Source organism: Actinomadura sp. NPDC000929 (assembly GCF_040492065.1).
GTDB lineage: Bacteria > Actinomycetota > Actinomycetes > Streptosporangiales > Streptosporangiaceae > Spirillospora > Spirillospora verrucosospora.
The window spans coordinates 1-11,747 of record NZ_JBEUPA010000204.1 but is presented as its reverse complement, the minus strand read 5'-3'; the positions used below and the strand labels follow the sequence as shown (position 1 = coordinate 11,747).

The following is an 11,747-nucleotide window of genomic DNA, read 5'->3' as shown; positions in this document are numbered from 1 at the left end:
TGTTCTTACTTTATCAGATCCGCTCGGACTGTCAATTCCGGGCTTTTCCGATACGCCATTCCGAATCCGCTTGCGCGGTTCCTTCCCGGCGGTGTCGCTATTTCATCAGATCCGGCCCGATTGTCAAAATCGAGCTTTTCCGACCCACCACGGCACGGCACGGCCGACACGACGAAGCCGTGTCGGCTGGTTCGTAGGTGGTTTCCCCATGGTTCGGCCGGCCGCCATGCGGGCGTCCTGCATCCGTGAGGGGACGAGGGGTTAACTTACGCGGTCGGAGCGCCCACGTCAAATCGGCACCCCGGTCCGATGCTCCTCCGCAGGTTGCAGCGTATTGGGGGAACCCGGTGGGGCCTGTCACCATCTATCTAAGTAGATCACCCAGCCCAAGCAGGAGAGGTACCACCATGGCCTACCCGCCCGCCCCGCCGCCGCCCCCGAGCTCCGGCGCCGGCTCTCCGCCCCCGAACCACCTCCCGTGGGCGATCGCGACCACCATCCTGTGCTGCCTGCCCGCAGGCGTCGTGTCCATCGTCTACGCCGCCCAGGTCAACTCCAAGTGGTCGGCGGGCGACCAGGCCGGTGCGATCAAGTCCTCCAACAACGCGAAGACCTGGGCGATCGTGTCCGCGGTCCTCGGCGTGGTCGTCGGCGCCATCTACTTCTTCATCGCCATGGCGGGGAACAGCGGCAGCTGACCGATGACGGATGAGTCCCGGCCCGTCCCGCTCCCGCGGGGCGGGCCGGTTCCCGGAGCACCGGACGGTTCTCGACAGCCCCTCGCCGTCCGGCTCCTGCGGCCCGGCGGGGTGCTGGTCCTCAGCGTCGCCGCCGTCTTGTACGTCGCCGCGGTCGACCCCAACGAGGCGGGGCACTATCCGACATGCCCCTTCCTCGCTCTCACCGGGTTCCAGTGCCCGGGCTGCGGTTCGATGCGCACCGTCCACGCGCTCGCCCACGGCCATCTCCAGGAGGCCTTCGGCCTGAACGTGCTGACCGTCGCGATGCTCCCGGTTCTGGCGTTCTTCTGGCTCCGGTGGGCGAGAGCCCGCGCCCTGGATCGTCCGGTGAGGACGAAGGTGGCGCACCCCGCGCTGATCTGGGCCCTGTTCGCCGCCATCCTTCTCTTCTGGCTGATCCGGAACCTCCCTGTCGGCTCGGCCCTCGCCGCCTGACCACCAACGGCCATGGGCCGGGCGCTCCCTTCGCCATGCCCGGCGCGGCATGCCAGGCACTCCATGGCCCTCGGCTCCCCGGTGTTCGCGGCAGCTCCGCTGTGCTTTCCCAGTGGAGTAGCACCCCCAGTGGAGCGTGCCGGGCCGAAATTCGCTCGCGCAGGCCCCCGGCCAGCAATCACACTCTGTGCGTGATGGAAGTAGCCCTATGTTCCCTGGATGAGCCCGCATTGGCGCGGCTGCTGGACGCGGCCGTGGCGGGCGCCGATCCTCTGGAGGTCATGCCTCCGGTCGCCGGCGCGCCCGGCTGGACACCTGAGCGCCGGACGGCGTTCCTGGAGTTCCACCGGGCGAGATGCCTGAACCCGGCGACGGCGGTAGAGCGCACGTGGGTGATCGATGTCGACGGGGAGGCGGTCGGGGCGGCGCGCCTGGAGCCCCGAGGTGACGCGGTGGAGGCGGGCATCTGGTTGAGCCGCGCTTCCCGGGGTCGCGGGATCGGCACGCGGGTGACGGCGTTGCTGCTGGCTGAGGCCCGGTCGACCGGAGCGGCAAGGTTCCTCGCTTCGACGACCACCGGCAACCGCGGTGCCCGCTCGTTGCTGGCGACCGCAGGCGCCGTGCTCACCGTTGAAGGGGACGAGGTGACCGCCGAGCTTCCGCTCGACTGAAGTCCGTCTCGCGCCTGGCCCCGCGCATGCGTCCACGCTCGACCGTGAAGAGGCATCAAAACCTCTCCGCTAGAGACGGGACCGCACCGCCGCGATCGCCATCCGGCGCGTACCTGCCCGTTCGCCGCGCTCGCGGCGAACGGGCGGAAGGCGGAACGCGGCTGGACAAAGGAGTCGCCCACGGCCTGACGTATCTGTTCTCCGCGCTCCCCTCACGCGTCCCGCGGCGAGCGCGATCCCGAACGGTCCAGTCATTTCGAGGCGACGCGAGCCCCCGACCGCTCCGCTCCCTCGGCGGTCGAGGCCGTCCCGCCTTGGACGCGAGACGTTGGTCGCGCGCGTTCGGACCGGCGGCACGGCGACGGCCACCAGTTGTACGCGTCCCCCTAGCGGCGGTGTCCGCTGCTGCACGATGTCCTGTCTGGGCTGGCACACGAACGTGACGGACACACGGGAGGTTCACCGCAGCAAGCGGGGGCCAATCGCCATGCGAGGCCGCCCGCCCGGTGTCGTCCGGTGAAGGCGTCGGCGGGGCGTCAGGCCGGGTCGGTGAAGGCGGGCGGGCGCTTGTCGAAGTAGGCGCGGACGGCCTCGACCTGGTTGGGGCTTCCGCGCAGGGCGCCGAGGGTCCGGGACTCCTCCAGGAACTGGCCGGCCAGGTCGGTGTCGGCGGCGCGGTTGAGCAGGCGCTTGGCTCCGCGGACGGCGTCGGGGCTGTTTCCGGCGATCTCGCGGGCGAGTTCGGTCGCGGCGGCGCGCGGGTCGTCGGCGGTGCGGGTCGCCAGGCCGATGCGGACGGCTTCCGCGCCGGAGATCATGCGGCCGGTGAAGGTGAGCTCCTTCGCGACGTCCTCTCCGACCAGGCGGATCAGCGCGGCCGTGCCGGTCATGTCGGGCACCAGGCCCCAGCGGATCTCCAGGACCGACAGGCGTGCGTCCGGGGCGACGATCCGGATGTCGGCGCCGAGCGCGATCTGCAGGCCGCCGCCGAGGGCGTGGCCGTGGACGGCGGCGATGACGGGCTGCGGCAGCTCCCGCCATACGTGCACGGCCTGCTGCCCGAGGTTGGTGATGCGTCCCGGCTCGCGCGCGGTGATGTCGCCGGCGCGCCGCCCGGCGCCGTCGCCGGCCATGGCGGCGAAGTCGGCGAAGTCCAGGCCCGCGCAGAAGGCGCGGCCCTCCCCCGACAGGACCACGGCCCGGACGGAGCCGTCGGCGGCGAGGGCGTCCCCGGTGCGGGCGAGCGCCTCGAACGTGGCCAGGTCGAGGGCGTTCAGCTTGTCGGGACGGTTGAGCCGCACGTCGGCGACCCCCTCGTGGACGTGCACGGTGACGCGGTCGGTCATGCCGGGGGCCCTCTCATCCTCGCGGGTCGTCTCCAAGGGACGATTCCATGCGGCGTCCGGCCGGTCGAGGGCGAGGCTCAGGTCACGGGGACGATCCGCGCTTCGGTGAGCCGGCCGCCGTCGATGTCCAGGAGCCCGAGGGTGCCGTGCGGCTGGCGGCGCCGGTCGGTCGGCGACCCGGGGTTGAAGATGCGGATGCCGTCGCCGGTCTCGTCCAGGGGGATGTGGGAGTGCCCGAACACGACGAGGTCGGCGCCGGGGAACCAGCGCCGCATCCGGGCGGTGCGGCCCTTGGCCTGGCCGCTGTCGTGGACCATCGCGACGGCGAGGCCGTCCAGGTCGAGTTCGAGGCGTTCGGGCGCGCCCCACCCGGCCACGTCGGGCCCGTCGTTGTTGCCGAGGACGGCGTGGACGGGCGCGTACTCGGCCAGCTCGTCCAGGACGGACGCGACGCACACGTCGCCGGCGTGCAGGATCACGTCGGCGTCCCGCAGGTGCTCGGCCACCCGCGGCGGGCACGACTTCCAGCGCCGGGGCGCGTGGGTGTCGGAGATGGCCACCGCTCTCATGCGCCCCATTCTCCCTCAGGGGTCACCATGGGCCGGATGCCGACCTCGCCGGGGCGCCGCCCGTCGGCGCGTTCGAGCTGAAAAGTGAGTGATTTTGCCACGGCAGGTCTCGGACACGCGTGGGAAACAACTGTAAACACGCAGTCATTACTCAGGGCTGAACTGCGGAGTTACGCTCGAATTCCTCGCGATCGTCCAGAAGGATTCGGCCGTACGCCCCCGGTCGTTCTTCCCGACACGGCGACCCAGCACCGCGAGGGCACAGTGAGGGCGGCCGGGCCCGAGGAGGATGATCACTCCCTTGCACCGGCCCCGGGCCCGGCCGCCTCTCCGCACGCTCGCCCTGGGCTAGGGGGTCAGGTAGAGCTTGCGGTCGAAGACGCCGGAGCCCGGCGTGCTCTCACCGCGGGCGATGGCGGAGCCGCTGCCGGTGCCGTTGGACGGGCAGAGGCCGCTGCTTCCCGTCTGCCGCACGAGCGTGATGCCGTCGGCCCTGCCCTGCGCGTCGTCCTGGCCCGGCAGGGGGCGGTTCGGGTTGTCGCGGTTGTAGACGTCGAAGCGCAGACCGTCGGTGCCGCCCGTCCGGAATCCGTAGTAGCAGGTGACGGTGATGCCGAGGATCTTTCCTTCCATCTTGAAGCGAAGACCGCCGTTGATGGACAGGACGCCGTCCCGGCCGCCGGAGACCGGGTCGTAGGCGACGCTCCCGCTCTTGTCGGGCATCTGGCTGAGGTCGAGGTCGGTGGGCGGGGAGCTCAGGCCGTTGGAGGTCCGGCACGCGCCGATCGACGCGGCGGTCAGCTCGCCCGCGCCGGTGGACTGGACGGTGCCCTGCAGTTCGGCGCCGTCGCAGGAGCCGGTCACCTTCGCGCCCAGGTAGTCGACGGAGAACGCCAGACCCCCGACGGTGGCGACCTGCCAGTTGCCGGAGTAGGGGGCTCCGGTGGCGGTCTCCTGGCGGATCGTGGTGGTGGCGGCGGACGCGGCGGGCGCCGTCAGGGCCAGCGCGGCGGAGGCGGCCGCGAGGGGGGCGGCCAGCCTGATGGGAGCCTTCACGGGGTTTCCTCCTCGGGGAGAGGGATTTGATTTTTTCTACCCGAGTGGCCGTGAAATGCAAGACCCTTCCCGCCGGATATCCGCACTCTAGAAGATTCCGATAAACGAGGGCCGCCGGATGCTAAGTCGACCGTGATATCGACCGCGGAGTCAAGCACTTTGTGCGCAGAAATGGGAGGGCGCGCGGCCGGGACGGGAGGTATGGACGGAACCCGGCCGCGCGCCTGGCCTGTCAGTGGAACACGGGCGTCATCGCGTAGACGCGGTTCGGCTTGTTGTAGCCGAAGAAGACGCGGGTGCCGCGGCCCGCGGGCGCGACCGCCAGCCCCTCGCTCTCCCCGGTCAGCGGGATGGGGATCGCTTCGAGGATGTTCCCCGCCCGGTCCAGCACGGTGATGGCGTTGTTGGTGTAGTAGAGGACCTTGTCACCGGCCATCTCCAGGCCCTGCGGGACGCCCTGGTAGCCGAGGTCGAAGGTCGAGCGGACGGTGCCGTCGAGGTCGGTGAACGCGAACACGAAGGGGCCCTGGTCGCCCGGTCCGGCGTGCACGAGCAGGCCGTCGCGCCGGTCGTCGACCGCGACCAGGCCGGAGTTGCCGAGCGCGCCGAAGTCGATGGTGCGCACGACCTCGGGTTCGCCGCTCCAGTCCACGACGTTGACCTTGGTCGGGTTCGTGCCGCCGCCGGTGGCGACGTAGAGGAGCCCGTCGCGGTCGGCGCTGATCTCGGCGGCGTGCCCGACGGCGAGCGGCGCGCTCTCCTTGAGGGTGGTGCCGTCGCGGTCGTACTCGCGGATGACGCCGTGTCCGCCGCCCACGTCGAAGCCGACGTAGAAGCGGCCGCGGCGGTAGGCCAGGCCCTGCATGTTGTCGGTGTGGGGGACGTTGAACAACAGGTCGAAGGTGAAGGAGCGTCCGGCGGCCGCGGCGGGGCGGGCGCCGGCCAGGGCTGCGGCTCCGGCGAGCGTGGCGGCGCCCGCGAAGCCGAGGACTCTGCGGCGAGTGAGAGCTGCCTCGCCGAGTCCGGGTCCGTGCATCGTGCCTCCTTGGGTGGGGGGTGGGGAGGTCAGGGGCCGGTGGGCCGGGGGGCCAGCACCTCGGGGTTCGCGCAGTGCAGGAGGGCCTCGCCGCGCAGGTGGCGGCCGACGTCGGCGGCGAGGATGCGGGCCGCGTTGGCGGCGGTCTGCTTGCTGGCCCCGGCCAGGTGCGGTGTGACGATGATGTTCGGGGTGGTCAGCAGCCGCGACCCGGCGGGGATCGGCTCCTCGGGGAAGACGTCGAACGCGGCGGCGAACAGGTGGCCGGACTCGGCGGCGTCGCAGACGGCCTCGTAGTCCAGCAGCGACCCGCGCGCGCAGTTGACGATGATGGAGCCGGGCGGCATCGCGGCGATCTGCGCGGCGCCGATCATCCCCGTGGTCTGCGGCGTCGCGCGGGCGTGCAGGGAGACGATCTGCGCGCGCGCCAGCAGCTCGTCGAGCGGGACGAGTTCGGCGATGCCGGACAGGTCGCCGAGGTCGTCCAGGTACGGGTCGTGGACGAGCACGCGGGCGCCGAGCGCGGCGAGGGCCCGGGCGACGCGGCGGCCGACGGCGCCGCAGCCGACGAGACCGGCGGTGCTGCCCTGGATCTCGATGCCGACGTCGTCGTAGCGGTAGTAGTCGCCGCGCCACTGCCCCGCCATCAGGTCGACGTGCGTCTGCGGGATGCGCCGGACCGCCGCGAGGATCAGCCCGAGGGTGTGCTCGGCGGTGGCGCCGGCGTTGCGGCCGGGCGCGAAGCAGACGGCCACGCCGTGCTCGGTCGCCGCCTCCAGGTTGGCGTTGACGGGCCCGCCGCGGCTGATCCCGAACAGCCGCAGGTCCGGCGAGGCCTCCAGGATCCGCCGGGTCAGCGGGGCCATCTGGGTGACGCAGACCTCGGCGCCGCGCAGCGCCTCGATGAGCTGCTCCTCGGTCCCCGACGCCTCGTCCACCTCCGCGACGCGCCCGAACGGCTCCACCGGCCACGGCAGGGTGACCTCCGAGAACGCCAGGTCGGCGGGCGCCTCGGCGCGCAGGGCGTCGATGAGCAGCTCGTTGCGGACGAAAAGGTCACCGGCCGCGAGCACGCGGGTAGTCATTCATCGCTCCAGTGGGGTGTTGAACTCCAGGAGGGCGGCCTCGCCGTCCCGGAGCCGGATCTCGGTCAGTGCGCAGTTGCCCAGCGACGGGAACCGCCGCCGGTAGTCCTTGAGCGGCACCCCCAGCAGCCGGCACAGCGCGAGCCGGATCGCCGTGGAGTGCGCGACGACCAGGACGCGGCCGCCCTGGTGCAGGCGGGAGATGTCGTCCAGGCACGCGGTGAAGCGGCGGGCGGCGGCGGACGGATCCTCGCCGCCGGGAAGGTGCGCGGCGACGGGGTCGGCAAGGAAGGCGCGCAGATCCTCGGGGAACTTGCGTTCCATCTCCGCGCGGGTGAGCCCCTCGCCCTGCCCGAAGTCCAGTTCCCGGAGCCGCTCGTCGACGTGCAGCCGCGCGCCGATCGCCGCGGCGGACGGCGCCGCGGTCAGCCGGGACCGCGACAGGTCCGAGCACCACACCGCGTCGGGCCGGGCCGTGCCCGCCCACGCGGCCAGGGCGCGGGCCTGCTCCAGGCCGCGCGGCGTCAGCGCGACGTCGCTGGTCCCCGCGTAGCGGTTGTCGGCGTGCCATTCGGTCTCCCCGTGCCGGACGAGGATGAGGCGCGTCATCGTGATGTCCTCTCGCGTGCGTGCGCGGCGGTCTCGGCGGGCAGCCATCCGCGCCGTTCCAGCTCACCGACCAGGCGCAGGTAGGGCGCGTCGAACACGCCGGTCCTGTCCGGACGCGGGTCGATCACCGCCCTGACGGCGACCATCCGCCCGGCGGTCTCGGCGATGTCGCGGCCCGGCGCGGCGGCGAGGACGGCGGCGCCGAGCGCGGGCTCGGCCTGCCGGGGCAGCACGACGGGGCGGCCGAGGATGTCGGCGCGCAGCTGGCACCAGTACCGGCTGCGCGCGGCCCCGCCCGTCAGCGTCAGGTCGCCGCCGGTGGGCGCGCCGAGCAGGTCGAGGTGGTCGAAGCAGAGCCGCTCCAGGTAGCCGACGCCCTGCAGGAGGGCGGCGAAGTCGTCGGCCTCGTCGCCCGTGCCGCCCAGCCGGAAGCCGCGGGCGTCCGGCGCGAGGAACGGGAACCGCTCCCCCGCCGGGACGAGCGGGTAGGCGAGCGCCGCCGCGGGTTCGTGCCGGGCGGCGCGCCGGTCCAGGTCGGCCAGGTCGCGGCCCGGGAAGTCGCGGGAGAGCGCGCCGGCGCCGGTGCTGGACGCGCCGCCGGGCAGCCACCGCCCGTCCGGGGCCTTGTGGGAGTAGACGACTCCGAACGGGTCCTGGACGAGGTCGTCGCTGACGCCTTTGAGGACGAGGGTCGTGCCGAGGACGGAGTTCCAGGATCCGACGGTGAGGCACCCGGTGCCGAGCTGCGCGGCGCAGCCGTCGGTGGCGCCCGCGACGACCGGGGTCCCTTCGGGGAGGCCGGTCGCCTCGGCGGCCGCGGCGCAGACCGTCCCGAGCGGGGTGCCGGACCGTTCCAGGGGCGGGAGCAGGCCGGCGGGGACGCCCAGCGCGTCGAGGACGTCCGCGGGCCAGTCCTCGGCGACGAGGTCCGCCCCGGTCTTGAGCGCGTTGCTGAGGTCGGCGGCCACCGGGTGCCCGGTCAGCCGCCGGTTGACGAAGTCGGCCTGGTGGGCGAGGCGGGCGCCCTCGCGCGGGTGGTGCTCCAGGAGCCACAGCAGCTTCGGCAGCGCCCAGGCGGGCTGCATGCGCTGGTAGCCGAGGGCGCGCCATACCTCGCCGCCGGCCTCGTTGACCCGCTGGACGTGGCCGGCGGCGCGGGTGTCGTCGTACATGAGCGCCGGGGTCAGCGGCCGCCCGCCGTCGTCGGTGAGCAGGATCGTCCCGGACGTGGCGTCGACGGCGACGGCCTGCACCGCCGGCGCCGGGACGTCGCGCAGCGCCTCCCGGCAGGCGGCGCCGACCGCCGTCCACCAGTCCTCGGGGTCCTGCTCGTGCCGGGGGCCGTCCCGCCGCCCGGTCAGCGCCCGGCTGCCGGCGCCCGCCACGTCGCCCGACGCGGTGACGGCGAGCGCGCGCACGCTCTGCGTCCCCAGGTCGACCCCGACCCACACCGCCTCGTTCTGGTCGGTCACCGGGCGCCGCCGTCCAGGCCGGTGCGGGCGCGGGCCGCCGCGAGGGTCGGCCAGGCGGGCGCCGTGGTGGAGCGGATCGTCAAGAAGTCCTCGTAGGTCTGGGAGTAGTGAGCCGCCCGGTCCGGGTCGGGCGCGTGGGTGTCGCCGGGACGGACGTGGTCTCCGGCGGCGGCGCGGGCGTCGGCGGCCCGCCCGGTGGCCAGGAGGCCGGTGATGAACGCGCCGCGCGCCCCGGCCTCGCTGTCGGCGGACCGGACGACCGGGACGCCCGTGACGTCGGCCAGCATGCCCAGCCAGACGGGGCTGGCCGAGCCGCCGCCGCTGACCCGCAGCTCGGTGGGACGGGTCTCTGCCGCCGTCAGGCAGTCGCGGACGACCAGGCTGAGCCCCTCCAGGACGGCGCGGGCGACGTGCTCGCGCTCGTGGTGGACGGTGAGGCCGTGGAACGCGCCGCGCGCCTGCGGGTCCAGGAACGGCGCGCGTTCGCCGGCGGGCGACAGGTACGGCAGGAAGACCAGCCCGTCGGCGCCCGGCGCCGCCGACGCGGCCAGCTCGGCGAGCGCCGCGGGCGCGGCGAGGCCGAGCACGCGGCACGCCCAGTCGACGACCTGGCCGCCCGCGAGCGTCGGGAAGGCCCGCAGGTAGCGGCCCGGCAGGCCCATCGCGACCGTGAGGCCGGACGGGTCACCGCCCAGCCGCGGGCCGTCCACGACCGTCTCGGTGCACAGCGTCGTGCCGAGGATCGTGCAGGCCTGGCCGGGGTCGACCGCGCCGACGCCGATCGCGGTGGACGCGATGTCGTAGGGGGCGAGGACGACGGGCAGGCCCTCCGGCAGCCCCAGCTCGTCCGCCGCGCCCCGGGTCAGGGGAGCGGCGCGCCGGTCGTCGCCGAGCACGTCGGGCAGGAGCCGCCGCGCCCACTCCATGTCGTAGGCGCGGACCAGTTCGTCCGAGTAGCGGAGCTCGGCGATGTCCAGGAACGGCGCGGACGCGTCCGAGCCGTCCACCGCGATCCGCCCGGTGAGGCGGGAGAAGATCCAGCCGCCGCAGGTGAGGGACGCCGCCGACCGGGCGAGCCGGTCGGGGTCGTGCTCGCGCAGCCAGGTGAGGATCGCGTTCGGCAGGCCCGCGAAGTGCAGCGACCCGTTGACGCGGAACGCCCGCTCCAGCACGCCGGAGGCCGCCCAGCGCTCGACGGCGGGGGCGGCGCGGCCGTCGTTCCACAGGATCGCCGGGCCGGTGGGCGCGCCGTCGCCGTCCACCAGCCAGCAGCCGTCGCCCTGCGCGGTGAGCGCGAGGAAGTCGACGTCGCCGCCGACCTTCCCGAGCACCTCCCGGACGGCGTCGGCGACGGCCCGCCACACCGCGGCCATGTCCTGCTCGGCGTGTCCCGGCGCGGGCCGGGCGACCTCGGTGGGCCGCCGGGCGACGGCCAGTTCGGCGCCGTCCCCGGCGTACCCCACCGCTTTGATCATCGTGGTGCCCGCGTCGACGCAGACGACCGTCATCGGCTCCCCCGTCCGTTGCGTAGTGGTCCCATCCAACCCGTGCCGGTCAGGCGCGGCCGTGCGAGGCGCGGGAGCGGCGGGCGACCGAGTCCAGCGCCACGGCGAGCAGCAGCACGGCGCCGGTGACCATGAAACGGTAGGACGAGTCGAGGTTCAGCAGCGTCAGCCCGCTGGAGATCGACTGGATGACCAGGATGCCGAGCAGTGCCGCGAACGCGTTGCCGCGCCCGCCGAACAGGCTCGTCCCGCCGATGACGGCCGCCGCGATCGCGTTCAGGTTGACGTCGCCGCCGCCGCTGCTCTGGTTGGCCGCCGCGAGGCGCGCCGCGGCGAGGACGCCGCCGATCGCGGCGAGCGTGGTGCACAGGACGAACGCCGAGGCGTAGACCGTCCTGACGTTGATGCCGGCGCGCCGGGCCGCCTCGACGTTGCCGCCGACCGCGTACACGGACTTGCCGTACTTCGTCCGGGACAGGACGTAGTGCGTCGCCAGCACGAGCACCAGGAACAGGACGAACATCCAGCCGACGCCGCGGTCCCGGTTCAGGTACCAGACCGCCACGGCGAGGCCGGCGAGCAGGGCGGCGCTGCGCAGGATGAGCGTGCGCTCCGTCGTCGCGGGCAGGCCCGCCCTGCGGCGCTGCGCGGCCCGGTTGTGGCCCGTCAGGTACAGCCCGGCCGCGCCGACGGCGACCAGCGCGTAGGCGAACCACGGCGGGAGGAAGTCGAGCTGGGCGAAGGTCACCAGCCGCGAGTCGAACGGCAGGTTGATCGAGCCCTTGGGGCCGAGGATCCACAGCTGCAGGCCGAGCCAGCCGAGCAGCCCCGCCAGGGTGATCACGAAGCTGGGCACGCCGAGCCGGTTGAACACCTGGGCGTAGAACCAGCCGAGCGCGACGGCCAGCGCCACGGCGGCGACGATCGCGAGCCAGGACGGCCAGCCGTGGTCGACGAACAGCACCGCGACGACGGCGGCGCTGAGCCCGCTGACCGAGCCCACCGACAGGTCGATCTGCCCGACCAGCAGCATGAACATCACGCCGAGCGCGATCACGCCGACCGGCACGCACTCCAGCGCCAGGTTCACCAGGTTCGCGCTGGACAGGAAGACCGGGTTGAGGATCTGCATCACGGTCCAGATCACGATCAGCCCGCCGACCACCGGCGCGACGCCGAGGTCGCCGCCGCGGACCCGGTCGGCCGCGGCCGCCAGCGCGGCG

The 11,747-nt window shown here is 73.6% G+C and carries 12 protein-coding genes; 3 read left to right on the top strand and 9 right to left on the bottom strand.

The window, feature by feature from the left end:
• Window positions 1-407: 407 nt before the first annotated feature.
• The 3 genes from ABWI04_RS38990 (at window position 408) to ABWI04_RS38980 (ending at window position 1,846) form a co-directional block, all read left to right on the top strand.
• Window positions 408-698, top strand: a complete 291-nt coding sequence (locus ABWI04_RS38990) for a CD225/dispanin family protein (RefSeq protein ID WP_345186521.1) — start codon at window positions 408-410, stop codon at window positions 696-698.
• A gap of 3 nt (window positions 699-701) precedes the next feature.
• Complete coding sequence (locus ABWI04_RS38985; RefSeq protein ID WP_353835529.1) at window positions 702-1,175, top strand: DUF2752 domain-containing protein; 474 nt, start codon at window positions 702-704, stop codon at window positions 1,173-1,175.
• A gap of 194 nt (window positions 1,176-1,369) precedes the next feature.
• Window positions 1,370-1,846 (top strand): GNAT family N-acetyltransferase, encoded by a 477-nt coding sequence (locus tag ABWI04_RS38980; RefSeq protein WP_345186613.1) that lies wholly within the window; start codon window positions 1,370-1,372, stop codon window positions 1,844-1,846.
• Between the two features lie 536 nt (window positions 1,847-2,382).
• Here the strand turns inward: ABWI04_RS38980 and ABWI04_RS38975 are convergent.
• The 9 genes from ABWI04_RS38975 to ABWI04_RS38935 all read right to left on the bottom strand — a co-directional run.
• Window positions 2,383-3,192 (bottom strand): crotonase/enoyl-CoA hydratase family protein, encoded by an 810-nt coding sequence (locus tag ABWI04_RS38975; RefSeq protein WP_345186529.1) that lies wholly within the window; start codon window positions 3,190-3,192, stop codon window positions 2,383-2,385.
• Between the two features lie 77 nt (window positions 3,193-3,269).
• A complete protein-coding gene (locus ABWI04_RS38970; RefSeq protein WP_345186531.1) occupies window positions 3,270-3,761 on the bottom strand; it encodes a metallophosphoesterase family protein in 492 nt (163 codons plus the stop codon).
• Between the two features lie 348 nt (window positions 3,762-4,109).
• Window positions 4,110-4,817 (bottom strand): hypothetical protein, encoded by a 708-nt coding sequence (locus ABWI04_RS38965; protein ID WP_353835528.1) that lies wholly within the window; start codon window positions 4,815-4,817, stop codon window positions 4,110-4,112.
• A gap of 232 nt (window positions 4,818-5,049) precedes the next feature.
• Entirely contained in the window at window positions 5,050-5,853 is an 804-nt protein-coding gene (locus ABWI04_RS38960) for a hypothetical protein (RefSeq protein WP_353835527.1), read from the bottom strand.
• A gap of 29 nt (window positions 5,854-5,882) precedes the next feature.
• Window positions 5,883-6,938 carry a 2-hydroxyacid dehydrogenase gene (locus ABWI04_RS38955; protein WP_345186539.1) on the bottom strand — a complete coding sequence of 352 codons (1,056 nt, stop codon included), beginning with the start codon at window positions 6,936-6,938 and terminating at the stop codon, window positions 5,883-5,885.
• Window positions 6,939-7,547 carry a histidine phosphatase family protein gene (locus ABWI04_RS38950; RefSeq protein ID WP_353835526.1) on the bottom strand — a complete coding sequence of 203 codons (609 nt, stop codon included), beginning with the start codon at window positions 7,545-7,547 and terminating at the stop codon, window positions 6,939-6,941. It abuts the gene before it with no gap.
• Window positions 7,544-9,019, bottom strand: a complete 1,476-nt coding sequence (locus tag ABWI04_RS38945) for an FGGY-family carbohydrate kinase (protein ID WP_353835525.1) — start codon at window positions 9,017-9,019, stop codon at window positions 7,544-7,546. Before ABWI04_RS38945 ends, ABWI04_RS38950 begins: the two co-directional genes overlap by 4 nt.
• Complete coding sequence (locus tag ABWI04_RS38940; protein ID WP_353835524.1) at window positions 9,016-10,527, bottom strand: FGGY family carbohydrate kinase; 1,512 nt, start codon at window positions 10,525-10,527, stop codon at window positions 9,016-9,018. Before ABWI04_RS38940 ends, ABWI04_RS38945 begins: the two co-directional genes overlap by 4 nt.
• 46 nt (window positions 10,528-10,573) lie before the next feature.
• Window positions 10,574-11,747: sugar ABC transporter permease (locus tag ABWI04_RS38935; protein WP_353835523.1), on the bottom strand; the 1,174-nt coding region annotated here is incomplete at its 5' end.

Excerpts from the sequence above, each read along its gene's own strand:
- ABWI04_RS38950 (WP_353835526.1), bottom strand. The coding sequence starts at position 7,547 with ATGACGCGCCTCATCCTCGTCCGGCACGGGGAGACCGAATGGCACGCC.
- ABWI04_RS38980 (WP_345186613.1), top strand. The coding sequence starts at position 1,370 with ATGGAAGTAGCCCTATGTTCCCTGGATGAGCCCGCATTGGCGCGGCTG.
- ABWI04_RS38985 (WP_353835529.1), top strand. The coding sequence starts at position 702 with ATGACGGATGAGTCCCGGCCCGTCCCGCTCCCGCGGGGCGGGCCGGTT.
- ABWI04_RS38955 (WP_345186539.1), bottom strand. The coding sequence starts at position 6,938 with ATGACTACCCGCGTGCTCGCGGCCGGTGACCTTTTCGTCCGCAACGAG.
- ABWI04_RS38990 (WP_345186521.1), top strand. The coding sequence starts at position 408 with ATGGCCTACCCGCCCGCCCCGCCGCCGCCCCCGAGCTCCGGCGCCGGC.
- ABWI04_RS38960 (WP_353835527.1), bottom strand. The coding sequence starts at position 5,853 with ATGCACGGACCCGGACTCGGCGAGGCAGCTCTCACTCGCCGCAGAGTC.
- ABWI04_RS38975 (WP_345186529.1), bottom strand. The coding sequence starts at position 3,192 with ATGACCGACCGCGTCACCGTGCACGTCCACGAGGGGGTCGCCGACGTG.
- ABWI04_RS38970 (WP_345186531.1), bottom strand. The coding sequence starts at position 3,761 with ATGAGAGCGGTGGCCATCTCCGACACCCACGCGCCCCGGCGCTGGAAG.
- ABWI04_RS38940 (WP_353835524.1), bottom strand. The coding sequence starts at position 10,527 with ATGACGGTCGTCTGCGTCGACGCGGGCACCACGATGATCAAAGCGGTG.